Origin of the sequence: Synechococcus sp. RS9902, assembly GCF_014279635.1 — a bacterium.
Classification (GTDB): domain Bacteria; phylum Cyanobacteriota; class Cyanobacteriia; order PCC-6307; family Cyanobiaceae; genus Parasynechococcus.
Genome location: NZ_CP047949.1, coordinates 2,350,751 through 2,374,313, shown reverse-complemented (window position 1 = coordinate 2,374,313; position 23,563 = coordinate 2,350,751). Strand labels below are relative to the sequence as shown.

The following is a 23,563-nucleotide window of genomic DNA, read 5'->3' as shown; positions in this document are numbered from 1 at the left end:
AAGCAAGCGGCCCCGAAGGGAATGATCGTGAGCATCGGTCAGGCCGGAGCCTGATCGTTCCAGTCCGTGACGCTGAACCCGAAGGCCGGTGGCGGGAACTGGTTGAAACTTTTATAAGACACGTCGCGTCAGATCGCAACAGATTCGACCGCTTGATTGAACCTTTCGGTTGCTTGTTCCAGCTCCTGATCGTTTACCCAGGCCGAGTAATACTTCAAATGCACGCGAGTTGTGTGTCCCATTAACTTCGCCGCTTGAGAATAATGTAGCGGTCTTTCAGAATATTTATGAGCACGCCATGCCCAACCGTGTCGCAGCGCATTTACCTTCAAGCCCGGGATCTTTTTGGTCAGAATCTTCCAGTATCTATAGCGCCTAAGTTTTTGGGCAAAGGCGGCTCCAACGGCCTTAAATCCGTTCAAATCTTCAACCTGATCGATCTGAGTCAGGACGGCCTCGGGTAGTTTGTAGAGGCCATGGCCGTTGTTCCAGAGCGTTGCCATCTTCTTGCCTAAACCCGCTCTGCCCTTGATTTCTAAGGGTTTGACAAGCCGCTCGCCCTTCTGATCGCCCGTCTCAATCTCTTTGAGGCCGCGCTTAACTTGTCCGCCTATATAAAGGTTCCCGTTGTCATCAAGCCTCATTATGGCAAGTTCACTTTCACGCAATCCATAAAATCCAATCAATCCAACAGCAAGCCACATTTCGTGTTGGCTATCTGCTTCGAGGTTGTCTAGCAATGCCTCGAAATCTTCCGGTAGTAACGGGATGGTCTCCTTGGAGTTTTCAGTTGTAGTGACTGGCGCCCCGACGAGGGCCTTTCTTTTCTTTGTTGAGAGCGGCCTCCATCTTTCCGGGGCGCCCATCTCCTCGACGCCGTAATCCAGGATACGGGCCACGTCTTGCAAGTTTCTGCGCCGCCCGTCCCCGCCCGGGGGCATCTTCAGCTGGCCAGCTCTTTTGTGGTCGGGAGGGTAAAGCTCGTCGAAAAATAGTTTCGCGAAGGCCCGCATCAGGGAGGGGCCGTCCGTTGGCGCTGGCTTGTTCTTGAGGGTGAGCTTGAACCGCCGCACTCGGATCTTGAGGTCAGCGAGGGTCCCGCCCCGTCGTCCTTCCATGCTTTCGAGGAAGGCATCGGCGGCAGCCGACCAGTCGAACTTTCTGAGCGCCGGAGCCTTGCCGCTCTCCTTGCCCAGGGCCTTGAGGCGCTTCTGGTTGGCCTCCTGGATGCTTTCGCCCGTCTCGACGAAGGATCTGATCTCCTGAACCGCGTTGAGGATCTCGGTGGCCTTGTCGGGCTGCCAGGGGATCTCCGTGAGGACAGAGGGCTTTGAGCCGTCCTCCAGCTTCATCGTGAGCTGCATCCGCCCCTTCAGCTGCCGGATCGTCCAGTTCCGCCCGTTCGCGGCCTTATTGGTCGCCCGCATTGCTGCTTCCCAAGCCTGTGAGCTGCGGCCCATTTCGGTGGCGTGCTCCAAATCCGTGTGCGTGCTCCAAAGTGTGCTCCAACTGGTCGTGACACGCAACGACAGGGCGGAGCACGCTTGTGGCTCAATCCTTGTGATACCGCTTTGGATCAGGCTTCTGGCCAGTGATTTCGATCTCTGATCGTTTTGGCCGTACCGTTTGACGTTCTCCCTTACAAGGAGATTGTCACTGGTTCGATCCCAGTATCACCCATTTCAAAATGCAGTGCAGCACTGCGTTTCCTGAGGTTTTGCTTCAGTTCGCCAGCGCTTGCTCTCCAGGACCATCGCTTGTTGGCTGGGCGCTGAATTCACCGCGCAGGACGCCTTCTGCCCTTCGCATGATTTTCACGCAGGTCTCCCTGTCAGCAGCGGCGTAGGCAGCATCCATGCATTGCACGTACTGCTCTTCAGGAGTCACAAGCCGTTTGCCGTTGGGCGGAGTATCGGTCCGATTCGAATGGCTTGCCGTAGCTGCAATTACTCATCCGCTCGGTGCGTCGGACGGTTGGGTGTGCAAAGCTGGAGCGACGCCAAAGAGCCTGATTGAAGGCCCACTGCGCGAGAACCGATAACTCGCTTCCATGAACAGAAGATCCAGCACTCCCCCGAGGGAGTGGCGAAAGGCTGGCAGCAATGCCAGCGGAATTGACCTCAGCGGCTATGCCTCATCTCAGCATCGCCGTTTCCTGAAGGCGGAAGCCGAGCAGGCCCCAGGGGAGCCCAGGCATCGCTGACGAGGTTCGTCCCTTCAGCGGAACGAAGGCGCCTCAGCTGTTGCTGCCGTCATCCATGCCACGTCTGATCAAGCTTTGCGTGAGCCAAAGCAGACCAATGAAACCGGCCGTGACGATCAACAGAGTCAAGATTCAGGCTGTGGTGCGGACGTAGAGAAGTAGCTCGATTGGCCACCACATCATCATTGGAAGGTAGGCCTCAAAGGCACTTTGTGATGCAGTTGGTCTTGGCGCTTGTGGTTCCCGTGTTTCTGCTCGTGGGGTTCACTGCGCTGTTGGCAACTGGCAGGTTGTCGATCTCTCGCAACGCTGCGTGGTTGTTGGAACGCCAAGGCAGCATCTGGATGGCTGGAATCGTGGCCCTTGCTGCTGCTGCGGCTGTGGTTGCTCTGCAGCGTTAAGCCGTCTCGCCGAAGCGCTTTCAAGAGCTTGACCCATCCCCAGGGAGGGAGCGGGATGGGTGGTTTGTCATTTGGAAGTCTTGATCAGCGGCTGCTGGAGCGCTTGCGCACAACCCTGGGGGTCTCCCGCTCGGTCTTGGCATCGGTTTCAGACACCGTCTTGTCTTCGCCCGCCGCTTCTCCCTGCCCGGGCTCATCGTCGGGTTCCTGCGCCTCAATCACTCCAAGCACCATGGCGGCTTCCAGCTGATCGCTCATGTCACCGATGGTGAGCAGGGCTTTTAAGACCAGCTGGGCGCGAGGCGCTTTGGGCAGGCCGGGACGAAGCTTTTTGGTGGTGTTCCACAGCTCCAGGGCCACTTCCTTCAGCAGTTCCTTGTCAGCAGCCATTCGATTCGAACGTGAATCGCACCATTCTCGTCATCGGGGGGGTGGTCCCCCTTCCGAATCAGAAGCAGAAGGGCAGGAATTGGGTGCGGCAGGCGGCATAGCCATCCACCAGGGGACCCAGCCCGATCTGGTGAACGATGCCGGCACCGGTGAGCCCCTCGGTAATGATTCCGATCACGATGCCGACCATGGCGGCACGGCCGTTGAAGCGTTCGGCCTTTTTGAGCTGCTCCATGTGGATGTCGCGGGCAGCGACGCCTTGGAACCAGGAATCGTTGGCTTGCGGAGATTTCATCGAACTCAAGCTGTTGTTACAAAGCTTAATCCGAAAAATCAGTTTTTCAGCAGCAGGCGTTCTCCGGGTGTTGGGTCGGTCCAGCGGCTGTTGGCGGGTAGCTGGGCTCCAGTGCTGGCCACGGATCCTTTCGTTTGTAGGGCCCGACTCAAGGCACCGCCAAAGCGCACGTCGCCGCCGGAGGTGCTGGCGAGCACCGTGCTCGGTTGGAAGCGTTCCACCAGTTGCGGCACCACGGAGCAGCCTTTGACAAACGCCCCAAGCGCTGGAAGGCCTAGATCCACCATCGGCGTGATCACGGCATCCAGCGGTTGCGGCTCCAGCGCTGGATCGAGAAAACCGTGGGGTTCCAGATAGAGCGATCCGGCCGGATGCTCGAGCAGATAACCGTTTTCCACCATCGGCACCGGTGCACCGGCGCTGGCCCGCACCTGCAGGCCCTGATGGTTGGTGCTCTCTCCGGGGGAGAGGGCTTTCACGCTGGTGAAGCCCAGGCGATCCACCACCCGTGCTGCAGCCACCGATCCAATGACGGGCAGGTCCTTGGGGAGGAGCGCCAGAGTTTCCGGATGGGCATGGTCCGCGAGCCCCTGGGTGAGCAACAGCAGGTTCAGCTTTTCGGGGGCCTTGCGTTCACAGGGCAGCTCCCCCTTCAGCAGCCAATCCCCTGGGGGGAAACTCAGGCTGCCGCGCAGCCAGGGATCCACCAGAACGCGGAGATCGTCGAATTCGAGCATCCAGCCATTGGCTCCGTAGTAGGTGGCGGCCAGGGTCATGAGGGGCTTTGCTGCCGCTCGCGGCAGTCGCTGCAGAGACCAAAGAATTCAAGCGTGTGGAACAGGAGATCGAAGCCCTTGCGACCGTCTTCGGGCACCTCCAGGTCGTGAATCGGGCAGTGGTCGAGCGCCTGGGTCTTGCCGCAATCGACGCAGGTGAGGTGGTGGCGATCCCGCTCCAGCGGCGCGTAGAGCGCTTCCCCATTGGGCAGGTGGCGGCAGCGCACCAGGCCCCGTTGCTGCAGCTGACGCAGATTGCGATACACCGTGGCCAGGCCCATGGCTTGGTCGGGCTCCAGGCTGCGGTGCAGCTGCTGACCGCTCATCTCATCACCACAGGCCTGCAGGTTCGCCAGCAAGACCTTCTGGCGGGCATTGATCTGGGTGGTAGGGCGGCGAGTGGCCATGGTTTCAAAGGGCGACCAACCAGCAGCCACTCAACATCACAGCGTGGGATTCAGCCACCGATCAGCTGCTCGCTCAAGCTCCAGAGCCGCTGCCGTTCGGTGGGTTGATTCGCTGCCGGCGCCACACGGCAGAGCGCCGGTGCACCCCGTAAGCCACCGAACTGTTCAGGGCCGTAGTGCTCGCCACCCTGTGCCGTCGCGGCGGTGGCGGCATGCAGTTGGGGGAGGGCACCCATGCCGGCGCTTTGGAACAGGGGATCCATCAGCCGGTAGGCCAGAGCCTCGAAGCGGTTGCCGACGCTGGCGATTGCGGTGGGCTGCAATTCCGTGCGCGCGATGCCGGGATGGGCGGCCAGGGAGCGGATGGGGCTGCCCTGCTCGCGCAGGCGTGCATCCAGCTCAAGGGCAAACATCACGTTGGCGAGTTTGCTTTGGCCATAGGCCGCATAGCGGTCGTAGCCCTTGCTCCAACTGGGGTCGTCCCAGCGGATCTTGCCGAAGTACTGCGCTCCGGAGGTCACCGTCACCACGCGGGGGTCGAGCCGGTTCTGCATCAGTGGCAGCAGGGCCTGGGTCAGGGCCATGTGCCCCAGGTGATTCACACCGAACTGCAGTTCATGCCCCTGGGCGGTGGTGCGGCGCGGCGGTGCCATCACGCCAGCGTTGTTGATCAGCAGATCAAGGCAGCCGTAGCGTTCGCCAAAGGTGGCTGCCGCCTCTTCCACGCTGGTCAGGTCCGCCAGATCCAGGTCCACCAGATCCACCGCTCCCCCATCGCGCTCCTGCAGCAACTCCTGCTTGGCCCTCTCGGCTTTGCGGGGGCTGCGGCACGCCAACACCACGGTGGCCCCGCAGCGTTTCAAGGCGCGCGCTGTTTCCAGGCCCAGGCCGCTGTTGGCTCCAGTGATCAGGGCGATACGGCCCTGCTGGTTCGGGATGTCAGCCGCGGACCAACCCATCGCGTCATCTGAGCCTGGGCTCAGTCCTCAGGGAAGAGCAGCTCGGCCAGTTCGTCGGCGTCCACGTCGTAGACGCGGGCCAGGCTGGTTTCGATGGCGTTGGTTACCTCGCCCGGCAGGAAGCGCATTGAGTTGAGGGCGTCCTCGGCGATGTCGTCGGTGAGCAGCTTGTCGTCGCTGTCCAGCTTTTCGTCATTGATCACCGCCATCACCCAGCTCTGGTAGGCGTAGACCAGATCGGAGAACTCGAGTTCGGGATCGTTCAGGTCCAGGGCCATGGTGCGAATAGCCAGTCACCCCAGTCTGACCTTTTGCAGGAGAGGATGAACAGCATGGATTCCGCTGATGCCACTGGCCTGCAGGCCACGCTGTTTGATTTTGCAATCGCTGAGCTAGTGCGGCAGCACCGGGAGAGCTTCCAACCCCTGTGGACGGCGGAAAGTTGGGTGAAGCTGCTGATCTGGTTGTCGCTGAATTGCGGCAGCTCCGGGGATGAAGCCGGCATGGCCCGGTTCGTCGAGGCGCTTGGGCCAAGCCTCACCACCCGGATGCGGCGGGTGTTCTTTGAGCGGGAGCTGGAGGCCCTCGATCTTCAGGTGATGGCCGATCCGGCGGAGCAGCAGGTGCTGGTACTGCCGATGGGCCCGGGTGTTCCCCTTGATCTTGAGCGCGCTGGCACGGTGATCGAACAGGTGCAGTTGCAGGGCCATGTGGTGGCTGACCGGGCGCGTTGGCAGCAGCTCGATGCTGTGGTGGCGATTCCTCGCCTGGAGGCCGCGGCATGAACCTGATCGGGCGCTACAGCAATCCCGGTTACGCCTCGGTGGCCGATGCGGTGCGTGAGTTCTTTGAGCGCCGGGTCGACTTACAGCGGCCTGGCGTGGCCTTCGGGCCCGAGGGTGAGGGGGAACCGGCGAAACAGAGCACCGACATCAGCCTGGTGGCGATTGATCGCTCGGAACCCGAATCCTTTGCCCTCTCGCAACTGATCCTGCGGGGGGTGACGGCCGGCTTGGAGCGCTATCTGCAGGAGCGGGCGTTGTTCCGGCAGTGCTGCCCGCAGCAGAGCCTGTTTGTGAATCCGATCTTCAACCTCCAGCACTACGCCCCGGGGGAAGGGTTCAAGCGATGGCACTGCGATTGGACCATCAGCGATGAGGCCACCGAACCGGTGCACCGGGTGCTGGCCTGGATTCTCTATTGCAACGACGTGGATGAGGCTGGCACCGAGTTCCACTGGCAGGACCACCACGAACCGGCGGAGCGGGGCAAGTTGGTGATCTTTCCGGCTGGTCCGTCCCACATTCACCGTGGTCGGGTGAACGAGAGCGCCAGCAAGTTGATCGCCACCGGTTGGATCAACGCCGGACGCCAGGAGGACTACCTACGGCGTCTCGCCAGCTGAGTCGTTGGCAGGATCGCTGTCTGCTTCGGCCTGGAGCTGATTGGTGGGGCTGCCGATCCGGTGGGTTTGTTCCTTGGAGGGGGGCCATTCCATCGGATACACCTGCCGCTGCGGGAAGGGAATGCCGATGCCGTTCTTGTCGAACGCCGTCCAGATGCCTTGCCGCAGATCGCTGCCCACAGCGAAGGCTTCCAGGGGATTGCGCACCCAGAAGAGCAGCTTGTAGTTGATCGATGAATCGGCGAAATCCACCGTGAACGCCTGTGGTGGTGGGTATTGCAGCACCTTTTCGTGCTGACGGGCCACCTCCTCAAGGACTGCGATCACCTGACTGGGTTCATGGTGATAAGCCGCTCCCACCACCACCGCGTCGCGGCGTGAGGTTTCCTCCGCGGTGTACGACTCCGCCTCCTGGGTGAAGAAGTTCTGGTTGGGAATCAGCAGTTCCGCTCCATCGCGGCCGCGGCGCAACTGGGTGGCCCGCAGTCCCAGCTTGCGCACGGTGCAGGGGTCGCCGTTGATCATCAGGATTTCGCCGGGGCGCACCGATCCTTCGAACAACAGCCAGAGGCTGCTGATGAAGTTGGAGATGATCTCCTTGATGCCGAAGCCGATGCCCACCGAGAGGCCCCCGGCCACGGCCACCAGGGCGGTGCCGTTGATGCCGATGTAGTACGCGACTCCCATCACGCCGACGCCGATCACCGAGTAGCGAAGAATCACTTCCAGCGCCTTGCGGCCCTGGGGTTTGATGCCGAAGAAGCTTCCCCCCAGCCAGGCGGCGAAGGCCGCAGGCCGGCTGGCCAGGGCGATCACCAGGTAAACGATCACCAGGGCGGTGAACAATTTGCCGATGGTGAGTGTCACTCCGAACACGTCACCAAGGGATATCAGCGACAACGATTCCCGGCTGCCCAGCATCTGGGCAAAGGTGAGGATCGACATCACCAGCAGCACAGGCCGGAAGAACGATTTATCGATTTCTTCCACGGGCACTTTGGGGAAGCGTTGGTGGATCAGCTGCTTGGTGGGTTCCACGCAGCGCCACAGCACCCAGAGCAGCGCCAGGTACTGCAGAAAGCCCGCTGTGATGCCAGCCAGGGTCAACACGCTGGCGCTGATCAGGAGCGCCGCCGGCACGATCAGATGGGTCAGGCTGACGATCAGGGGGCTGCTGAGTTTGCGCTTGACCCGGGATTCGCTGCTAAGGGCGGCAACGAACAACCCCACCTGGATGAGCACGGAACCGCGTTGCAGATAGCCCAGCCAGGTGGTGGCTTCAGACGTGATCTCCGTGATCATGAGCCGCTCTCCCGCAAACTTTTAAGGATGGTTTGGCTTGCCTTCTCAGGGGAACTGACGTCGTAGATGGTGTCGAGCAGGGCGTTCGAGATGGTGTCGTAACGCTCCGGATCACGGAACACCCGAGCTTTTGATTGCCCCTTGGCGGCGTTTTCCTTCAGCGACTGCTCTGCGTACGTCACCAGGGCTTCAGTGCCTCCTGGGATTTTTGCGGCCACGATTTTTGCGGCTTTGCGATTCACCGGCAGTGAATTGCGTCCGGCCAGGGCATAGGTCTTTTGCGCCCAGGGTTTGGTGATGAAATCGATCATCACCAGAGCCTTTCCCCGCTGCTTGGGGCTGGAGTTGCGCCCCAGGGACCACACTTGAAGTTTGGTGGCGGCTTTGAGCTTGGTGGATGGACCTTTGGGGAGCGGGGCGAGAGCAAGCTTCCCGTTCATTTTTTCTCTCAACTCCCGCAGGCTGCTGCTCCAGCAGGTGATCCAATCCAGATCTCCAGCCACCAAGGCATCGCGCAGGCTGCGCTGATCATTGAGGAAGCGAATGTTCTGCTGATAGCTGGCGTTTTTCAACCAGTGCAACCAGCTGGTCACGTTGGCTTGTCGCTCAGCATCCGGCGGGAGCTGGGCGAGGGCGGCTTCCATTGCTTCGCCAGCATCAAAGGATTCAGCGCTCCAGAACAGATCTTTCAGCTGCAGCGCCATGCCGAAGGTGCTGCCTTCGCTTACTTGTTCCATCTCCTTCAGGGTCTGAGGAGGGGAGCTCAAGCGCTCCTTGTTGAAGCAGGCCAGCTGCACGAACTGGTTCACCGGGCGGCCCACCAGTTGTCCATCCCTGGCGGTGACGAGGTCGAACAGATAGCTCGGTGTGTCGGCGCGATCTTCGGGTGAAAGTTCAATCGGATCCACCAACTTGCGCCTGTACAGCTCAAGGGCTGTGTCGCTATCGGTGATCAGCAGATCCGGGCCAAAACCGCTGCGGGTTTGATCGGCGATTTCATCAACGAAGTTTTTCCGGGCCGACAGGGTCAGTTGCGGGCGGATGTGGGGATCCACGCTTCTGATGTGATCGACGGCTTCTTCGGTCACCTCCCGCAGCCGTTCGTAGTCCTTGCTGGAAATGGTTTCTGCGTTGTTGATCGTGCGCGCCACCTTCAACACCACCGGTGGCCTCCAGGAGCTGCAGCCTGCGCTGGTCACGGCGAGTGCGATGCCCAGGGCCAGATGCTGGATCCGGATCGCGACCATGCCATCGCATCAATAGGCCGATGCTAGGGACGTTGGCCATTGCGGACAGGGCTTTGCGAGCATGTCCTGCTGAACCGCTGAGCTTTCCGTGCCCGAACTGGCCAAGACCTACGATCCGGTTGGCACGGAGGCCCGTTGGCAGCAGGCCTGGGACGACCAGGGAGCCTTCCATCCCGACCCGAAGGCCCCCGGTGAACCGTTCTCGGTGGTGATCCCGCCGCCGAACGTCACCGGCAGCCTGCACATGGGCCATGCCTTCAACACGGCCCTGATCGACACGATCGTGCGCTACCAGCGCCTGGCGGGGAAAAACGTGCTCTGCCTGCCCGGCACCGATCACGCTTCGATCGCGGTGCAGACGATCCTCGAGAAGCAGCTCAAAGAGGAGGGCAAGACCCGCCACGACCTCGGCCGTGAGGCGTTCCTGGAGCGGGCATGGCAATGGAAAGCCGAAAGCGGTGGCCGCATCGTGGGCCAGCTGCGGCGGTTGGGGTATTCCGTGGATTGGAAACGCCAGCGCTTCACCCTTGATGAGGGCCTGAGTGAGGCGGTGAAAGAGGCCTTCGTGCGGCTTCACGAGCAGGGGCTGATCTATCGCGGCGAATATCTGGTGAATTGGTGCCCCGCCTCCGGTTCGGCGGTGAGCGATCTGGAGGTGGAGATGAAGGAGGTGGACGGCCACCTCTGGCATTTCCGCTATCCGCTCAGCAGCGGCGACGGCCACATGGAGGTGGCCACCACCCGTCCCGAAACGATGCTGGGCGACACGGCGGTGGCGGTGAACCCCACCGACGAGCGCTACGCCCACCTGGTGGGCCAGACCCTCACCCTGCCGTTCGTGGGGAGGGAGATTCCGATCGTGGCCGACGACCACGTGGAGAAGGAGTTCGGCACCGGTTGCGTCAAGGTGACGCCGGCCCACGACCCCAACGATTTCGCTATCGGCCAGCGCCATGGTCTGCCCCAGATCACGGTGATGCGCAAGAACGGCACCATGAACAAGGAGGCCGGCCAGTTCGAGGGGCTGGATCGCTTTGAGGCCCGCAAGGCTGTGGTGGCTGGCCTGGAGGAACTGGGTCTGCTGGTGAAGGTGGAGGACTACCGCCACAGCGTTCCTTATTCCGATCGCGGCAAGGTGCCGGTGGAGCCGCTGCTCTCCACCCAGTGGTTTGTCAAAACCGAGCCCCTGGCGGCCCGCTGCCGTGAGGCCCTCGAGAAGCAGGACCCCCGCTTCATCCCCGAGCGCTGGGAGAAGGTTTATCGCGACTGGCTCACCGACATCCGCGACTGGTGCATAAGCCGCCAGCTCTGGTGGGGCCATCGCATTCCCGCCTGGTTCGTGATCAGCGAGACCGGCGGCAAGTACACCGACACCACGCCCTATGTGGTGGCTTGCAACGAAGCTGAAGCTCTGGAGAAGGCCAAGGCGGAGTACGGCGCGGCGGCGGAGATCGAGCAGGACGAAGACGTGCTCGACACCTGGTTTTCCAGTGGCCTCTGGCCCTTCTCCACCCTGGGTTGGCCCGATGCCGACAGCGCCGACCTGCAGCGCTGGTACCCCACCAGCACCCTGGTGACGGGCTTCGACATCATCTTTTTCTGGGTGGCCCGGATGACGATGATGGCCGGCGCCTTCACCGGCGAGATGCCCTTCCAGGACGTCTACATCCACGGCCTGGTGCGGGATGAGCAGAACCGCAAGATGAGCAAGAGCGCCGGCAATGGCATCGATCCGCTGCTGCTGATCGACCGCTATGGCACCGATGCCCTGCGTTTCGCCTTGGTCCGGGAAGTGGCTGGTGCGGGTCAGGACATTCGCCTGGATTACGACCGCAAAAAGGACACCTCCGCCACGGTGGAGGCCTCGCGCAACTTCGCCAACAAGCTCTGGAACGCCACCCGTTTCGCCCTGATGAACCTGGGCGGCGAAACGCCGGCCCAACTCGGGGATCCCGACCCCGCAGCCCTGCAGCTGGCCGATCGCTGGATCCTCTCCCGCTTGGCCCGGGTGAACCGTGAGACGGCTGAGCGATACAGCAGCTACGGCCTCGGTGAAGCGGCCAAGGGGCTTTACGAGTTCGCCTGGAACGACGTCTGCGACTGGTATCTGGAGCTGAGCAAGCGCCGGCTCAATCCCGGTGAGAACCCTTCAGCTGAGGCCCTGGCTGATCAGCGGGTGGCCAAGCAGGTGCTGGCCAAGGTGATCAGCCAGATGCATCTGATGCTGCATCCGCTGATGCCCCACCTCACCGAGGAGCTTTGGCACAGCGTCACCAGCGAGCCGGAGACCACCTTCCTGGCCCTGCAGCCTTGGCCGGCTGTGGATGAAGCGGCCCTCAACGATGGCCTTGAAGCCTCCTTCGCTGAACTCATCGGTGCCATTCGTGTGGTGCGCAACCTGCGGGCGGTGGCGGGACTCAAGCCTTCTCAGTCAGTCCCGGTGCGCTTCGTCACCGGCCGTGGCGAGCTGGCGGCTGTGCTCACCAAGGGCACGGCCGACATCAAAGCGTTGACGCGGGCGGAGTCGGTGGCGGTGATGGCGCCGGCGGAGGCCGATGCGGATCCGGTGGCCAAGGCCCTGGCGGGGGTGAGCGGTGAGTTGCAGGTGCTGCTGCCGATCGAAGGCCTTGTGGATCTCGATGCGTTGAAAGGGCGCCTCGAGAAAGACATCGCCAAGGCGGAGAAGGAGATCAAGGGCCTGGCGGGCCGGCTTGGAAATCCCAACTTCGCTGACAAGGCCCCGCCGGAGGTGGTGGCGGAATGCCAGGCCAACCTGGACGAGAAGCAGGCTCAGGCCGATCTGGCCCGCAAGCGTCTGGCGGATCTGAGCTGATTCGGTGATTCAGGTTGAGGGACTGAGCAAGATCTACCGGGTTGCTGAGAAGCAGCCCGGCTTGGCAGGCACCCTGCGTCATTTCATCCGCCGCCGCACTCGGGACGTCACCGCGGTGCAGGACGTTTCCTTCCGGATTGAGCCCGGGGAGATGGTGGGTTTTCTCGGTGCCAACGGGGCTGGCAAGACCACCACCTTGAAGATGCTCTGCGGCTTGATCCACTCCAGCGCCGGCGAGGTGCAGGTGGCGGGGCACCGGCCCCAGCGCCGTCAGGCGGAGTTTCTGCGCCGGATCACCCTGGTCATGGGGCAGAAGCAGCAACTGCTCTGGGACCTGCCGCCGATGGATTCACTGCGGGTGAATGCGGCGGTCTACGGCATTCCCGATGTTGTGGCCCGGCGGAGGATCAAGGAGCTGGCCGATCTGCTGGAGCTGGGGGAGGAACTCACCCGGCCGGTGCGCAAGCTTTCCTTGGGCCAGCGGATGAAGGCCGAACTGTTGGCGGCGCTGCTGCACGAGCCGGAGGTGTTGTTCCTCGATGAACCGACCCTGGGGTTGGATGTGAATGCCCAGGCCCGGGTGCGGCAGTTCCTGGCCGAGTACAACCGCCGCACGGGGGCAACGGTGCTGCTCACCAGTCACTACATGGCTGACATCACGGCGTTGTGTCCCCGGGTGCTTCTGATCCACCAGGGGCGGTTGTTCCACGACGGCCCCCTTGAAGTGCTGGCAGATCAATTGGCACCGGAGCGGGAGGTGCGGCTCGAGTTGGAGGCGCCCGTTTCAGCCGATGCCTTGGCGGGGTTGGGGCGCCTGGAGCAGTTGGAGGGCTGTGATGTGCGGTTGCTGGTGCCTCGCGATCAGCTCACCGCCGTGGTGGCGCAACTGCTGGATCGCTTCCCCGTGCGTGATCTGGATGTGACCGATCCACCGATCGAAGAGCTGATCGGTGGGTTGTTCCGGCAGGGGCGCGTTTGATGCGGATCTTCGGGCTGAACCGGCGGATCATCCGGGTGCTGCTGGGCTCCCAGTACGCCCACATGCTCGAGTACCGCGCCGAGATCGCGCTCTGGGCTTTGTCCGGGGTGCTGCCGTTCATCATGCTCAGCGTCTGGAGCGGCAGCGACGCGCGCTCGGGGCTGGGGCTGGATGGTGTGGCCTTGGATCGCTATTTCCTCAGCGCCTTTCTGGTGCGCCAGTTCTCGGTGGTGTGGGTGGTCTATGCCTTCGAGGAAGACGCCCTGCTGGGCCGGCTCTCGCCCTACCTGCTGCAGCCGCTGCATCCGCTTTGGCGTTATGTGGCAGCCCACCTCGGCGAGCAGCTCACCCGTCTGCCCTTCGCGGCCCTGATTGCGGCGGTGTTTTTTGTGGTGCGGCCCCAGGCTTTCTGGTTGCCGTCGTTGGGGGGCTTCCTGCTGGCCTGGCTGGCCACCTGGATGGCCTTCGCCATCGCCTTTCTGTTTCAGAGCCTGATTGCGGCCCTCTGCTTCTGGAGTGAGAAGGCCAGTGCCCTGGAGCGGCTCCAGTTCATTCCCTTCCTGTTCCTGTCCGGTCTGCTGGCACCGCTCACGGCCTTCCCGCCGGCGGTGCGGGCTCTGGCCCAGTGGACGCCATTTCCGTATCTGATCGATTTCCCGGCCCGGGTGCTGGCGGGCCAACCGGTGGATTTGTTGGCGGGCTTTGGGGCGCAACTGGCCTGGATTGCTCTGCTGTTGCCACTGGTGCTGCTGCTCTGGCGGGCCGGCGTGCGGCGCTACAGCGCCATGGGGGCCTGATGGGGCGCTACTGGCGAACCCTGCGTCGTTTCTGGGGCACGGCCGTGGCCGTGCAGCTGGAGTATCAGGCCAACGTGCTAATCGAGCTGTTGGCGGTGGCGATGAGCCTGAGCGGCAGCCTGTTCCTGCTCTCGCTGTTCTATGGCCCGGATCAGACGTTGGGGGGCTGGAGCTGGGCCCAGGCCCTGATGGTGCAGGGGCTTTACACGGTGTTCGATGGCATGGCCACCACCTGGTTGCGCCCGAACCTCGGGGCGATCGTCACCCATGTGCGTGAGGGCACCCTGGATTTCGTGCTGCTCAAACCGATCGACAGCCAGTTCTGGTTGTCGCTGCGCACGCTTTCGCCAGCGGGGCTGCCGGAGATCGGCCTGGGGCTTGGGCTTCTGGCATGGGGCAGCCATCAGGCCGATGTGGTGTTCAGCCTGTCTTCTCTCTTCACCGTTCTGGTGATGCTGCTGGCCGGTGGCTTGATTCTCTATTCGCTGTGGTTTCTGATCGCTGCCACCAGCATCTGGTTCGTCAAAACCTGGAATGCCACTGAGGTGTTGCGGGCCCTGCTGGCCTCCGGCCGTTATCCCCTCAACGCCTACCCGCCTGCCCTGCGCCTGTTGTTCACCCTGGTGCTGCCGGTGGCCTTCCTCACCACGGTTCCGGCCCAGGTGCTTTTGGGTGAGGCCGCCGCACCAATGCTGATGGCGGGCTTGGCTCTGGCGGTGCTGTTCTTTGCGGCGGCGCGGGCCTTCTGGCTCTTTGCCCTGCGCTTCTACACCTCAGCATCGAGTTAGTGCAATGCTCCAGGCCATGCGTGGGTGATTCCGCTTGATCTCCTTGGTTCAGCAATGGCTGCCGCATGTGTTGGAGCTGCTGCGCTCCCCCGCTGGGGCGCTGCTGTTCATGCCGCTGTATGCCCTCTGGGTGACGCTGCTGCTGCCGGGGGTTTGGGCGTCGATGCTGGCCGGGGTGCTCTATGGCACCTGGCTTGGCAGTGGCCTGGTGTTTGTTGGGGCCTGCCTCGGGGCGGTGGTGGTGTTTCTGCTGGGGCGTTCGGTGCTGCGCGACTGGGCTCGGCGCCGTTTGGAGCAGTTCCCCAAGCTGCAGGCGGTGGAGCGGGCCGTGAGCAAGGAGGGCCTGAAGTTGGTGTTGCTGACCCGCCTCTCGCCCGCCTTTCCCTTCTCGCTGCTCAACCTGGCCTACGGCCTCAGTGAGGTGAGCCTGCGGGACTACAGCATTGGCTTGATCGGCATCCTCCCCGGCACGGTGCTGTTCTGCGGTTTGGGGGCCTTGGCCGGCGATGTGGCCCGTTTCGGTGAGGTGCTGGGGGGTGAGGCCGATGCCGGCACCTGGGCGCTGCGGCTGGTGGGGGTGCTTGCCACGCTGGCCGTGGTCTGGTTGGTGAGCCGAGCGGCTCGCCGTGCGCTTCAGGATGTGGAGACGTCGCTCTGATCGGGATTGGGCAGACGCCAGTCCCGCAGGGCAGCGATCAGGATGAACCAGGCCAGGCGAGCGCGAGCAATCGGGCCAGTGCGCTGCTGAAGCTCAGCCAACTTGGCCCGGCCACAGTCGGTCTTGATCCAGCGGTGCAGGGCAGGGGTGGATGGGTTCATGGCTGCAGCAGGGCGGTGAGGTCGGCTTCGCTGAGCACCGTCACCCCGAGGCTTGCGGCTTTGGTCAGTTTGCTGCCGGCGGCTTCGCCCGCCACCAGATAGTCAGTCTTCTTGCTGACGCTGCCGCTCACTTTGCCGCCGGCCGCTTCGATCAGCGCTTTGGCCTCGCTGCGGCTGAGGTTGGGGAGTGTGCCCGTGAGCACCAGGGTTTTGCCCTGCAGCACGCCGTCGGCGTCAGCTCCGGCTTGGCTGGCGGCCTGCTGTTCGGAGGCACTCGCCTCCAGGGAGAGCCCAACGCTGCGCAAGTCCTGCAGCAGCTGTTGGTTGGCGGGGGTGCGCAGCCATTGGCCCAGGCTGGCGCTGATTTCCGGGCCGATGCCATGCAGTTCGGCGATCTGCTCCGGGGCCTCCAGCGCTGCTGCCGCCAGGCTGTGGATGCTGAAGAAAGCGGCCGCGAGCGCTTTGGCGTTGACCTCGCCGATGTGGCGGATGCCAAGGCCGTAGAGCTGGCGGTGCCACGGCTGCTGTTTGGAGGCCTCCAGGGCCTCCACCAGGTTGGTGGCCGACTTGTCGCCCATCCGATCCAGGCTGGCGAGCAGGGCCGCATCCAGGCGGTAGAGATCCGCCAGCGAGCCCACCAGGCCGCGGTCCACCAGCTGTTCGATCAACTTGCTGCCGAGCCCATCCACATCCAGGGCGCCTTTGCTCACCCAGTGCCGCAGGCCACCCCGCAGAATCGCCGGGCAGCTGCTGTTCACGCAACGGGTGGCGGCTTCATCGCCCTCCCGCACCAGGTTGGAGCCACATTCGGGACAGTGCTGCGGCAGCTGCACCGGGGTGGCGTCGCTGGGCCTGAGCTCCGCTAGCACCCGCACCACTTCGGGAATGATCTCCCCGGCTTTGCGCACCACGATGGTGTCGCCCAGGTGCAGATCGAGTTCAGCGATCCGATCGGCGTTGTGGAGGGTGGCGCGGCTGACGCTGGTGCCGGCCAGGGCGACTGCTTCGAATTCAGCCACGGGGGTGATGGCACCGGTGCGGCCCACCTGAGCACCAACGCGGAGCAGACGGGTGGGGGCTTCTTCGGCTGGGTATTTGAGGGCGATGGCCCAGCGCGGGGCCTTCTGGGTGAAGCCGGCTTCGTCCTGCAGCTGAAGGTCGTCCAGCTTCACCACTACGCCGTCGGTGGCATAGTCGAGGTCATGGCGACCTTGCTCCCAGTGGTCGCAGAAGCGCTGGATGGCAGCCAGGTCTCCGCAGAGCTCCCGGTTCGGGTTCACGCGGAAACCGGCCCTGTTCAGCCACTCAAGAGCTGCCCATTGGCCGGGGGGTTGGGCGTCACCCGGCAGGTGCAGGGTGTAGGCGAAGAAGTCGAGCCGGCGGGCGGCCACCACCTTCGGATCCAGTTGGCGCAGGGTGCCGGCGCAGGCGTTGCGGGGGTTGGCGAACAGCGCTTCGCCCCGTTGCTCCCGTTCGGCATTGATCGCCGCGAAGGTGGCATCGGGGATGAAGGCCTCGCCTCGCACTTCCACCCATTCCGGTGGGTTCTCGATCTGCAGCCGCAGCGGAATCGAGCTGATCGTGCGCACGTTGGCGGTGATTTCTTCACCACGGCTGCCATCGCCCCGGGTGGCGGCCCGCTCCAACACCCCGTTGCGGTAGCTCAGAGCCAAGGCGTTGCCGTCAATTTTCAATTCCCCCACCAGGGGCAGGCGGGTGTCATTGGGACGGTCCAGCACCTTGAGCAGCCGCTCGTGCCAGGCCTGCAGGTCGTCGCGGTTGAAGGCGTTGTCGAGGCTGAGCATGCCAACGCGGTGCTGAACGCTGGTGAATCCTTCTGCCGGAGCTCCGCCCACCCGCTGGGTGGGGCTGTCGGGCCGTTGTAGGCCCGGATCGTTCTGTTCCAGCTCCAGCAGCTCGCGATAGAGGCGGTCGTAGACCGTGTCCTCCATTTCGGGTGCATCGAGAACGTAATAAGCGTGGCCGGCACGGTTGAGCAGGTGCCGCAGTTCCGCGGCCCGCTCGTGCGGATCAGCCATTGACCTGGTTGATGCGGGCAATGCGCCAGTTGTCGTCCACCTTGGTGAAGGTGAAGTCGAGGGGCAGTTCTTCGTCGCCTTCAGACTTCAACTTCACGGTGAGGATCAAGTTGCCTTCCTGCACGCGGGGGCGGCCGGACTTGAGGTTGCGGAACTTGTTCAGCTTGAGGCCCGCGAGGAAGCGGATGAACTGCTGGCGGCTCACGTGCTGGCGGTAGGCCTTGGTGGTGAGCAGGTAGGCACCATCAATGCGGCCGGCAGCCACCTGGGTGAAGAACTGCTTGATCAGGGGGTTGATGCCGCGGGCGTCGAGCACCAGCTTCACGGCGTTGTAGATCCAGTAGCCCAGCAGGGTGAGACCCCCGGCCAGCAGAGCTTTGCTGCCGATCTCACGCACCAGTCCCAGTTCCATCACCAGCTCTCAAAGCAGGGCCGAGTCTGACTGACCACGGCAAGATGGCGCTGATTCGGATCTCCTCCCCCCGTTCTGTGCCTTTGCAGCCGCTGCTGCCGTTGTTTCACCGCCTCAACCGGGAGCATTTCGGCGGTGCTTTGGTGGATGGGGGCCAGCCGCTGACGGCGGTGCGCTGGAGCGATGGGCGGATGAGCCGCACGGCGGGGTTCTACCGCCGTGGCCCTGGGGTGGGTGAGGGCCGCGGCAGCGAAATTGTGTTGTCGCGGCCGGTGCTCGAGCCGTTGCCCCAGATCGCCACGGAAAGCACGCTTTGCCACGAGATGATCCACGCCTGGGTGGATCTGGTGCAGCGTCGCCGCGAAAGCCATGGTCCGCTGTTCCGGGCCCGGATGGCCGCCATCAATGCGGCCCAGAGCCGGTTTCAGGTGAGCATCCGCCACAGCTATCCGGTGCCGCCCCGGCCGCCCCGCTGGCTGGCGGTCTGTCCCCGTTGCGGCCGCCGCACCCCCTGCAGAAGGCGCACACGCAATGCCGCCTGCCGGGCCTGTTGCGTCGAGCATTTCCACGGCCGCTGGGATGCCAGCTGCGTGCTCAGTTATGTGGAGGCGGAGGGCTAGATGGAGGTGTTCTGGCTGTCTCTGGAGTGCGGCGGTGTGGTGATTGTGTTGCTGGGATTGCGGCGGGAACAGTGGTTGCGTCGACGCCGTCGGTAACGTCAGGACATGGAGGAGCGCTTCGATCGGTTGGACCGGTTCCGTGATCAGCGGGATCGCCGTCTCGACCAGTTCTTGGAAACCGGCCGTCAGCTTGTTGATGGGGTGTCCGGTCGGCGACCCGGACAACGGCCCGGAGTGCGGCGCTCCGGTTTGGATCTCGATTCGGTGGGCCGCTGGGTCGGCGAAAAAGTTGAGTGGCTGCTGGAAGAGGACGACGACTGGCAGGAGCCCTGGCAAGAGGCTGGCCGTGGCCGGCCAGAGCCTGCACGTTCGATGCGTTCTGCCCGTCGCCCCCTTGAGGCGATCTCACGCCGCAGTCGCCGCGGAGCAGCAGCGCAGGCTCCAGCGCCCCCATCAACGCCACCTGTGGCTCAGGAGTTCAACGTTGATCCTGGCGAGTGGCCAGAGGACGACAGCTTCCGGGTGCAGCGCTGGTCGCGCTCTGCCCAGCCGGCAGCCCGTCCAGAGCCCGAAGCCGCGCCCAACCCAGCAGGCTCCCGCCGGGCCTTGCCCCGCTCCAGCCGCCGCCGGATCGACTAATGCCTCGCGTGCAATGAGCGTGGGCTGACCCGGTAGCGGCAGCCCCGTGCAGCGAGTTGGTGGTTCACATCCTCGAGCAGCTCTCCGGGCATCTCTTCGGCCATCTGGTCCGCTGTGGCGGTGATCGATGGGGATCCCACCTGCAGCGCTTCCAGCAGTTGGGTCCACTGCTCCACTTGCAGGCTTCGGCTCATCGGTTCATAGCCCTTCTGTTCCAGCAGCTGGCTGCAGACCGTGCGGTTCCAGAGCACGGTGCGTCCCTGGCCATGGGGGCCGGTCTGCATGGCGGCTTTGGCGTCGAGGGCGCTTTGGGTGGGGCGGCCCCGCCTGTCACGCCAGCCTTGATGTTCGAGGGTCTTGCCGCAATGAATCGCCGAAATGCCGTAGATCCGACCGAGGTCGGTGAGGCTGAGCCAGGAGGTGGTGGCAGCCATGACACGGTGAGCCGAATTGGCCACATCTTCCTGTGAGCACACCCAATGGCAAGTTGTCAAGAGCAAATCCCAACAAACCCGCAGGTTTGTTCATGAATTTTGTTGAAACTCCTGGCGCAGCGTGGGTCCGAGCCAGGTTTCGAGTTGCGGGCTGAACACTTCGCGAATCACGGTGAGGGCTTTGCCCTGGCGGAAGAAGCGGTAATGGCGGCTCCAGTAGGGGCCGCGATGGCCAAAGGTCTGGTCGAGCCAGTCCCCCTCCACCAGTGCCAAGCCATCCACCTCACGGAACAGCTCGGAACGCCCTTCGGTGAGGCTTTTCCAGATCGGCTGGTTGCGGTCTCGAAGGTGCCAATCCGCTTCGGCCTGGTTCCACCAGCTCTCGGCCCAGGCCAGCGGGGTGCCGCCGCAGGTGAGCCACACTTGGCGGCGCAGCAGTGGCGCCATCAATTCCTTCACCTCCTCCGGTGCCCCGGGGTGGTCGGTCTGGTCGGCCTCCATGGCGATCAGATCCACGGCAACGGGCGAACCGGTGAGCAGGCGCAGGTGGCGGGTTGGGCTGCCATCGCCCAGCAGCATCAGCCGCCAGGGGCCGGGCAGTTGACGCGGCCCCTCCGCTGAGAGCACCGCATCGGTGTGGGCTTGCCAGAGCTGGTGCGGGGATGGGTGAAGACGGGGGGCGGGGTTCAGAACAGTCCTCCTACCGAGAGGGTTTGGCGTTGGCCGTTGCGGCTGATCACGGCACCGCTGTCGGTGACCTCGCTGAGCACCCAGCCACTGCTGCCGATCGCTTCACCGATGCCGGCGGACACCGATCCCTGCCCCAGTTGAAAAATGGCGGAACTGCTGCCACGGGGGCCCTTCACCACACCGGTGATTTGCGGGATCGGTCCCATCGGCTCCAATGCCTGATCGCTGCCCAGGGGCTCAACCGTCAGGGGTTGTTGGATCGGTGGCTGTTGGATCGGCAAGGGCAGCGGTTCGAGGCTTTGGATGGCTAACGACGCGTCCTCGGGTGTTGCTGTCTCTTCTGCCCGGCTTTCTTGGGCAGCCACTTGCTCGCGCAGCTGCTCGATCAGGGCGGCGTTTTGCTGTCGTTCCAGCTCCAGGCGGGAGCGTTGCAGGCTGCTCACCAACCAGGCACTGCAGATCACCCCGGTAACGGCGATGCCACTGATCAGCGGCAGCAGCCAGGTGGAGGGGGAGCGGCGCTCGCTGGGTTCGCTTGGTTGGGTTGTTGGTTCGTGCACAGCCACATCCACCGGCACCAGGTGCGGCTGGCTTGGAGTGGTGACCGTCTCGCGGTCGAACACGTGGTCCATCACCTGCTCAGCACTCAGGTTCCAATAGGCACGTGAGGTGGGAACCCGGGCTGACACTGCAGAGGTTTCAGGAGTCCAACGCTATCGAGCTTCTGCGGTGGGGGCGAGGGGTTGGCGTTCCCTTTGCTGCAGTTCCAGCCACATCAGCAGGGCGGTGATGTCGGCTTTGCTGACGCCGGGGATGCGGCTGGCCTGCCCCAGGGTGCTGGGTTGAATCGCCGTGAGCTTTTCGCGGGCTTCGTTGGAAAGAGTGCTGATGCCGGCGTAGTTGAGGTCGGCCGGCAGCTTGCGCTGGCTCTGGCGTTTCACCTGATCGATCTGCTGCTGCTGCCGTTGCAGGTAGCCGCTGTATTTGATGTCGATCTCGGCGCCTTCGCGTACAGGCAAGGGCAGATCGGCATCGGCCAGGCCATGGCGCACCAGATCGGCGGCGTGCATGCCGGGCCGGCGCAGCAGGTCGGCCAGGGTGATCGAGCCTTTGATCGCTGCACCGGTTTCTTCTTCCACCGCCGGCGCCACCGGATCGCTCACCTTGAGCCGCACGGTTTCCAGCCGCTGCTTTTCGCCCTCCATCGCCTGGAGCTTGTCTTCGAACAGCTGCCAGCGGCGGTCGTCGATCAGGCCCAGTTCACGGCCCAATGGCGTCAGTCGGCGGTCGGCGTTGTCACCCCGCAGGATCAGGCGGTATTCGCTGCGGCTGGTGAGCACCCGGTAGGGCTCGCGCAGGTCTTTGCTCACCAGATCGTCGATCATCGTGCCGATGTAGCTGCCTTCGCGGGGGAAGTGCACCGGCTCCTGGCCGCCGATCAGCCGGGCGGCGTTGACGCCGGCCACCAGGCCCTGGGCGGCGGCTTCCTCATAGCCCGTGGTGCCATTGAGCTGGCCGGCGCTGAACAGGCCGCGCACCCGCTTGGTTTCCAGGGAGGGCTTGAGCTGGGTGGCGGGCAGATAGTCGTAATCCACGGAGTAGGCCGGTCGCAGCATCACGGCGTGCTCCAGGCCCGGCAGGCTGCGCAGCAGTTGCAGCTGGATCGGTTCGGGCAGGCCGGTGGAGAAGCCCTGCACATAGATCTCCGGCGTGTCGCGCCCCTCCGGCTCGAGGAAGATCTGGTGGCTGTCCTTGTCTGCAAAGCGAACGATCTTGTCTTCGATCGAGGGGCAGTAGCGCGGGCCCTTGCTGTCGATCACACCGCCGTAGATGGCGGTGAGGTGAAGGTTGTCGCGGATCAGCTGATGGGTTGCAGCGGTGGTGCGGGTGATGTGGCAGCTCATCTGCTCACCACTCACCCAGGCGGAGGGGTCGAAGGAGAAGAAGCGATCGGCCGCATCGCTGGGCTGCTCCTCCAGCTGATCGAGGGCGATGCTGCGCCGGTCCACCCGGGCGGGGGTGCCGGTTTTGAGCCGGTCGGTCTGGAAGCCCAGTTGCTGCAACGCTTCGGTGAGCCCTTCGGCGGCCTGCTCTCCGGCGCGGCCGGCGGCCATCGATTGATGTCCCACCCAGATGCGGCCGCCCAGGAAGGTGCCGGCGGTGAGGATCACCGCTTCAGCGCCGTAGACGCTGCCGAAATAGGTGCGGATGCCGCTGATGCGTTGCTGGTCGCCTTCACCGCTGGTTTCCAGGCCGGTCACCATCGCTTCGCGCAGGGCGAGGTTGGGGGTGTGCTGCAGCAGCTGCAGCATCTGGCGGGAATAGAGGCGCTTGTCGGTCTGGGCGCGCAGGGCCCACACTGCCGGGCCGCGGCTGGCGTTGAGGATGCGCTTCTGGATGGCGGTGGCATCGGCCAGGCGGCCGATCACCCCACCAAGGGCATCCACTTCATGGACGAGCTGGCTTTTGGCGGGGCCGCCAACGGCCGGGTTGCAGGGCTGCCAGGCGATGCGATCGAGATTGAGGCTGAACAGGGCGGTGTTCAGGCCCAGCCGGGCAGCGGTGATCGCTGATTCACAGCCGGCATGGCCGCCGCCGACCACGATCACGTCGAAGGATTCGGTGGGGGCGGCGCTGAAGCTCATGGCTTCATTATCCGTCGTCATCGACGGATGGAATGGTCAGGAGAAAAGTTCGGGTTGAATAGCAAGCACAGCGTCCAGACTGATGTTGTAGAGGTTGATTTGGGTTTTGTTATCGCTGTCAGTGAGGATGAGATTTCCGTCGAATTCGGTTGCTTCAAATGAGAATTGGTCATTGCTAATGAGTCGATCACCCCGCTGGGGTCTGAAGTCCAGGATTTGATCCTGTCCGCTTGAAAAATGAATGCGATCCGCGCCGCGTCCACCTTTGATGGTGGAATCACCTTTCACGCCAAGAGGTAAGCCAGGATCCATGATATTTTTAAGCAGATTATTTCCTGGGCTTTTTTTGAGGATGTCGTCGCCAGATCTCCCAAATATAACATCATCGTTGGCCCTGTCTTGGATAATATTGCTGCATCGAGATCCAGTAATTTTTAGGTCAAGGTTTGCTTTTTAGTTAGAGGCTTGAAAATCTGGTTCGAT

Annotated in this window: 29 protein-coding genes and 1 pseudogene; 11 read left to right on the top strand and 19 right to left on the bottom strand. The window is 63.4% G+C overall.

The window, feature by feature from the left end:
- Positions 1 to 128: 128 nt before the first annotated feature.
- Positions 129 to 1,478: a site-specific integrase gene (locus tag SynRS9902_RS12935; RefSeq protein WP_186509426.1), complete on the bottom strand. Its 1,350-nt coding sequence runs from the start codon at positions 1,476 to 1,478 to the stop codon at positions 129 to 131.
- A gap of 244 nt (positions 1,479 to 1,722) precedes the next feature.
- Complete coding sequence (locus tag SynRS9902_RS12930) at positions 1,723 to 1,887, bottom strand: hypothetical protein (RefSeq protein WP_186509425.1); 165 nt, start codon at positions 1,885 to 1,887, stop codon at positions 1,723 to 1,725.
- A gap of 163 nt (positions 1,888 to 2,050) precedes the next feature.
- Here SynRS9902_RS12930 and SynRS9902_RS12925 point away from each other — a divergent pair, with 163 nt between their 5' ends.
- Together SynRS9902_RS12925 and SynRS9902_RS12920 are read left to right on the top strand one after the other, a co-directional pair.
- Positions 2,051 to 2,203, top strand: coding sequence for a hypothetical protein (locus tag SynRS9902_RS12925; protein WP_186509424.1), 153 nt, complete (start codon positions 2,051 to 2,053; stop codon positions 2,201 to 2,203).
- Positions 2,204 to 2,418: 215 nt separating this feature from the next.
- Positions 2,419 to 2,604 carry a hypothetical protein gene (locus SynRS9902_RS12920; protein WP_186509423.1) on the top strand — a complete coding sequence of 62 codons (186 nt, stop codon included), beginning with the start codon at positions 2,419 to 2,421 and terminating at the stop codon, positions 2,602 to 2,604.
- An 84-nt stretch (positions 2,605 to 2,688) separates the two neighbouring features.
- Here the strand turns inward: SynRS9902_RS12920 and SynRS9902_RS12915 are convergent, their stop codons facing one another.
- Genes SynRS9902_RS12915 through SynRS9902_RS12890 form a run of 6 tightly spaced genes read right to left on the bottom strand, consistent with a single transcriptional unit; the run spans position 2,689 to position 5,709 of the window.
- A complete protein-coding gene (locus SynRS9902_RS12915) occupies positions 2,689 to 2,994 on the bottom strand; it encodes a TIGR03894 family protein (protein ID WP_115009834.1) in 306 nt (101 codons plus the stop codon).
- A gap of 58 nt (positions 2,995 to 3,052) precedes the next feature.
- Entirely contained in the window at positions 3,053 to 3,289 is a 237-nt protein-coding gene (locus SynRS9902_RS12910; RefSeq protein ID WP_186509422.1) for a high light inducible protein, read from the bottom strand.
- Between the two features lie 38 nt (positions 3,290 to 3,327).
- On the bottom strand, positions 3,328 to 4,065 hold the full coding sequence (locus tag SynRS9902_RS12905) for an MBL fold metallo-hydrolase (protein ID WP_186509421.1): 738 nt from the start codon (positions 4,063 to 4,065) through the stop codon (positions 3,328 to 3,330).
- Positions 4,062 to 4,472 (bottom strand): transcriptional repressor, encoded by a 411-nt coding sequence (locus tag SynRS9902_RS12900; protein ID WP_186509420.1) that lies wholly within the window; start codon positions 4,470 to 4,472, stop codon positions 4,062 to 4,064. Before SynRS9902_RS12900 ends, SynRS9902_RS12905 begins: the two co-directional genes overlap by 4 nt.
- Positions 4,473 to 4,522: 50 nt before the next feature.
- Entirely contained in the window at positions 4,523 to 5,431 is a 909-nt protein-coding gene (locus SynRS9902_RS12895; protein ID WP_186509419.1) for an oxidoreductase, read from the bottom strand.
- Positions 5,432 to 5,451: 20 nt separating this feature from the next.
- Positions 5,452 to 5,709 (bottom strand): hypothetical protein, encoded by a 258-nt coding sequence (locus SynRS9902_RS12890; RefSeq protein ID WP_006852028.1) that lies wholly within the window; start codon positions 5,707 to 5,709, stop codon positions 5,452 to 5,454.
- Positions 5,710 to 5,763: 54 nt separating this feature from the next.
- Between SynRS9902_RS12890 and SynRS9902_RS12885 the strand changes: the two genes are divergently transcribed.
- Both SynRS9902_RS12885 and SynRS9902_RS12880 read left to right on the top strand, forming a co-directional pair.
- Complete coding sequence (locus tag SynRS9902_RS12885) at positions 5,764 to 6,216, top strand: protein phosphatase (RefSeq protein WP_186509418.1); 453 nt, start codon at positions 5,764 to 5,766, stop codon at positions 6,214 to 6,216.
- The gene (locus SynRS9902_RS12880; protein WP_186509417.1) at positions 6,213 to 6,836 is read left to right on the top strand and encodes a 2OG-Fe(II) oxygenase; all 624 of its coding nucleotides are present in this window, start codon (positions 6,213 to 6,215) and stop codon (positions 6,834 to 6,836) included. Before SynRS9902_RS12885 ends, SynRS9902_RS12880 begins: the two co-directional genes overlap by 4 nt.
- Here the strand turns inward: SynRS9902_RS12880 and SynRS9902_RS12875 are convergent.
- Both SynRS9902_RS12875 and SynRS9902_RS12870 read right to left on the bottom strand, forming a co-directional pair.
- Complete coding sequence (locus SynRS9902_RS12875) at positions 6,816 to 8,138, bottom strand: mechanosensitive ion channel family protein (protein WP_186509416.1); 1,323 nt, start codon at positions 8,136 to 8,138, stop codon at positions 6,816 to 6,818. The genes SynRS9902_RS12880 and SynRS9902_RS12875 overlap by 21 nt on opposite strands.
- Entirely contained in the window at positions 8,135 to 9,385 is a 1,251-nt protein-coding gene (locus SynRS9902_RS12870) for an extracellular solute-binding protein (protein WP_186509415.1), read from the bottom strand. Before SynRS9902_RS12870 ends, SynRS9902_RS12875 begins: the two co-directional genes overlap by 4 nt.
- Before the next feature lie 88 nt (positions 9,386 to 9,473).
- On the opposite strand from SynRS9902_RS12870, the gene SynRS9902_RS12865 reads away from it, so the two are divergent.
- The 5 genes from SynRS9902_RS12865 to SynRS9902_RS12845 are packed head-to-tail and all read left to right on the top strand — an operon-like array spanning position 9,474 to position 15,440.
- Complete coding sequence (locus SynRS9902_RS12865) at positions 9,474 to 12,218, top strand: valine--tRNA ligase (RefSeq protein WP_186509414.1); 2,745 nt, start codon at positions 9,474 to 9,476, stop codon at positions 12,216 to 12,218.
- Positions 12,219 to 12,222: 4 nt separating this feature from the next.
- Complete coding sequence (locus SynRS9902_RS12860; RefSeq protein WP_186509413.1) at positions 12,223 to 13,197, top strand: ATP-binding cassette domain-containing protein; 975 nt, start codon at positions 12,223 to 12,225, stop codon at positions 13,195 to 13,197.
- Entirely contained in the window at positions 13,197 to 13,994 is a 798-nt protein-coding gene (locus SynRS9902_RS12855) for an ABC-2 family transporter protein (RefSeq protein WP_186509412.1), read from the top strand. Before SynRS9902_RS12860 ends, SynRS9902_RS12855 begins: the two co-directional genes overlap by 1 nt.
- Positions 13,994 to 14,782 carry an ABC transporter permease gene (locus SynRS9902_RS12850; protein ID WP_186509411.1) on the top strand — a complete coding sequence of 263 codons (789 nt, stop codon included), beginning with the start codon at positions 13,994 to 13,996 and terminating at the stop codon, positions 14,780 to 14,782. The genes SynRS9902_RS12855 and SynRS9902_RS12850 overlap by 1 nt, the downstream gene beginning before the upstream one ends.
- A gap of 34 nt (positions 14,783 to 14,816) precedes the next feature.
- Positions 14,817 to 15,440 (top strand): TVP38/TMEM64 family protein, encoded by a 624-nt coding sequence (locus tag SynRS9902_RS12845; protein WP_186509410.1) that lies wholly within the window; start codon positions 14,817 to 14,819, stop codon positions 15,438 to 15,440.
- Here the strand turns inward: SynRS9902_RS12845 and SynRS9902_RS12840 are convergent.
- Genes SynRS9902_RS12840 through SynRS9902_RS12830 form a run of 3 tightly spaced genes read right to left on the bottom strand, consistent with a single transcriptional unit; the run spans position 15,416 to position 18,052 of the window.
- A complete protein-coding gene (locus SynRS9902_RS12840; protein WP_186509409.1) occupies positions 15,416 to 15,601 on the bottom strand; it encodes a hypothetical protein in 186 nt (61 codons plus the stop codon). The two genes, SynRS9902_RS12845 and SynRS9902_RS12840, sit on opposite strands and share 25 nt — an antisense overlap.
- On the bottom strand, positions 15,598 to 17,640 hold the full coding sequence (ligA, locus tag SynRS9902_RS12835) for an NAD-dependent DNA ligase LigA (protein ID WP_186509408.1): 2,043 nt from the start codon (positions 17,638 to 17,640) through the stop codon (positions 15,598 to 15,600). Before ligA ends, SynRS9902_RS12840 begins: the two co-directional genes overlap by 4 nt.
- Positions 17,633 to 18,052, bottom strand: a complete 420-nt coding sequence (locus SynRS9902_RS12830; RefSeq protein ID WP_011365474.1) for a hypothetical protein — start codon at positions 18,050 to 18,052, stop codon at positions 17,633 to 17,635. Before SynRS9902_RS12830 ends, ligA begins: the two co-directional genes overlap by 8 nt.
- Positions 18,053 to 18,096: 44 nt before the next feature.
- Between SynRS9902_RS12830 and SynRS9902_RS12825 the strand changes: the two genes are divergently transcribed.
- Together SynRS9902_RS12825 and SynRS9902_RS12820 are read left to right on the top strand one after the other, a co-directional pair.
- Positions 18,097 to 18,672 (top strand): SprT family zinc-dependent metalloprotease, encoded by a 576-nt coding sequence (locus tag SynRS9902_RS12825; RefSeq protein ID WP_186509407.1) that lies wholly within the window; start codon positions 18,097 to 18,099, stop codon positions 18,670 to 18,672.
- A gap of 105 nt (positions 18,673 to 18,777) precedes the next feature.
- Positions 18,778 to 19,311: a hypothetical protein gene (locus tag SynRS9902_RS12820; RefSeq protein ID WP_186509406.1), complete on the top strand. Its 534-nt coding sequence runs from the start codon at positions 18,778 to 18,780 to the stop codon at positions 19,309 to 19,311.
- Here the strand turns inward: SynRS9902_RS12820 and SynRS9902_RS12815 are convergent.
- The 6 genes and pseudogenes from SynRS9902_RS12815 to SynRS9902_RS13870 form a co-directional block, all read right to left on the bottom strand.
- Positions 19,308 to 19,745 (bottom strand): hypothetical protein, encoded by a 438-nt coding sequence (locus SynRS9902_RS12815; protein ID WP_186509405.1) that lies wholly within the window; start codon positions 19,743 to 19,745, stop codon positions 19,308 to 19,310. The two genes, SynRS9902_RS12820 and SynRS9902_RS12815, sit on opposite strands and share 4 nt — an antisense overlap.
- A 90-nt stretch (positions 19,746 to 19,835) precedes the next feature.
- Positions 19,836 to 20,435, bottom strand: a complete 600-nt coding sequence (locus SynRS9902_RS12810) for a chorismate lyase (protein WP_186510665.1) — start codon at positions 20,433 to 20,435, stop codon at positions 19,836 to 19,838.
- Positions 20,432 to 21,124 (bottom strand): pilus assembly protein PilZ, encoded by a 693-nt coding sequence (locus SynRS9902_RS12805; RefSeq protein ID WP_255446143.1) that lies wholly within the window; start codon positions 21,122 to 21,124, stop codon positions 20,432 to 20,434. The genes SynRS9902_RS12810 and SynRS9902_RS12805 overlap by 4 nt, the downstream gene beginning before the upstream one ends.
- 24 nt (positions 21,125 to 21,148) lie before the next feature.
- The gene (gene mnmG / locus SynRS9902_RS12800; RefSeq protein ID WP_186510663.1) at positions 21,149 to 23,080 is read right to left on the bottom strand and encodes a tRNA uridine-5-carboxymethylaminomethyl(34) synthesis enzyme MnmG; all 1,932 of its coding nucleotides are present in this window, start codon (positions 23,078 to 23,080) and stop codon (positions 21,149 to 21,151) included.
- A gap of 36 nt (positions 23,081 to 23,116) precedes the next feature.
- A complete protein-coding gene (locus tag SynRS9902_RS12795) occupies positions 23,117 to 23,392 on the bottom strand; it encodes a hypothetical protein (RefSeq protein WP_186509404.1) in 276 nt (91 codons plus the stop codon).
- A 39-nt stretch (positions 23,393 to 23,431) separates the two neighbouring features.
- Positions 23,432 to 23,488, bottom strand: a pseudogene (locus tag SynRS9902_RS13870) (hypothetical protein); the annotation flags it as partial.
- Positions 23,489 to 23,563 lie beyond the last annotated feature (75 nt).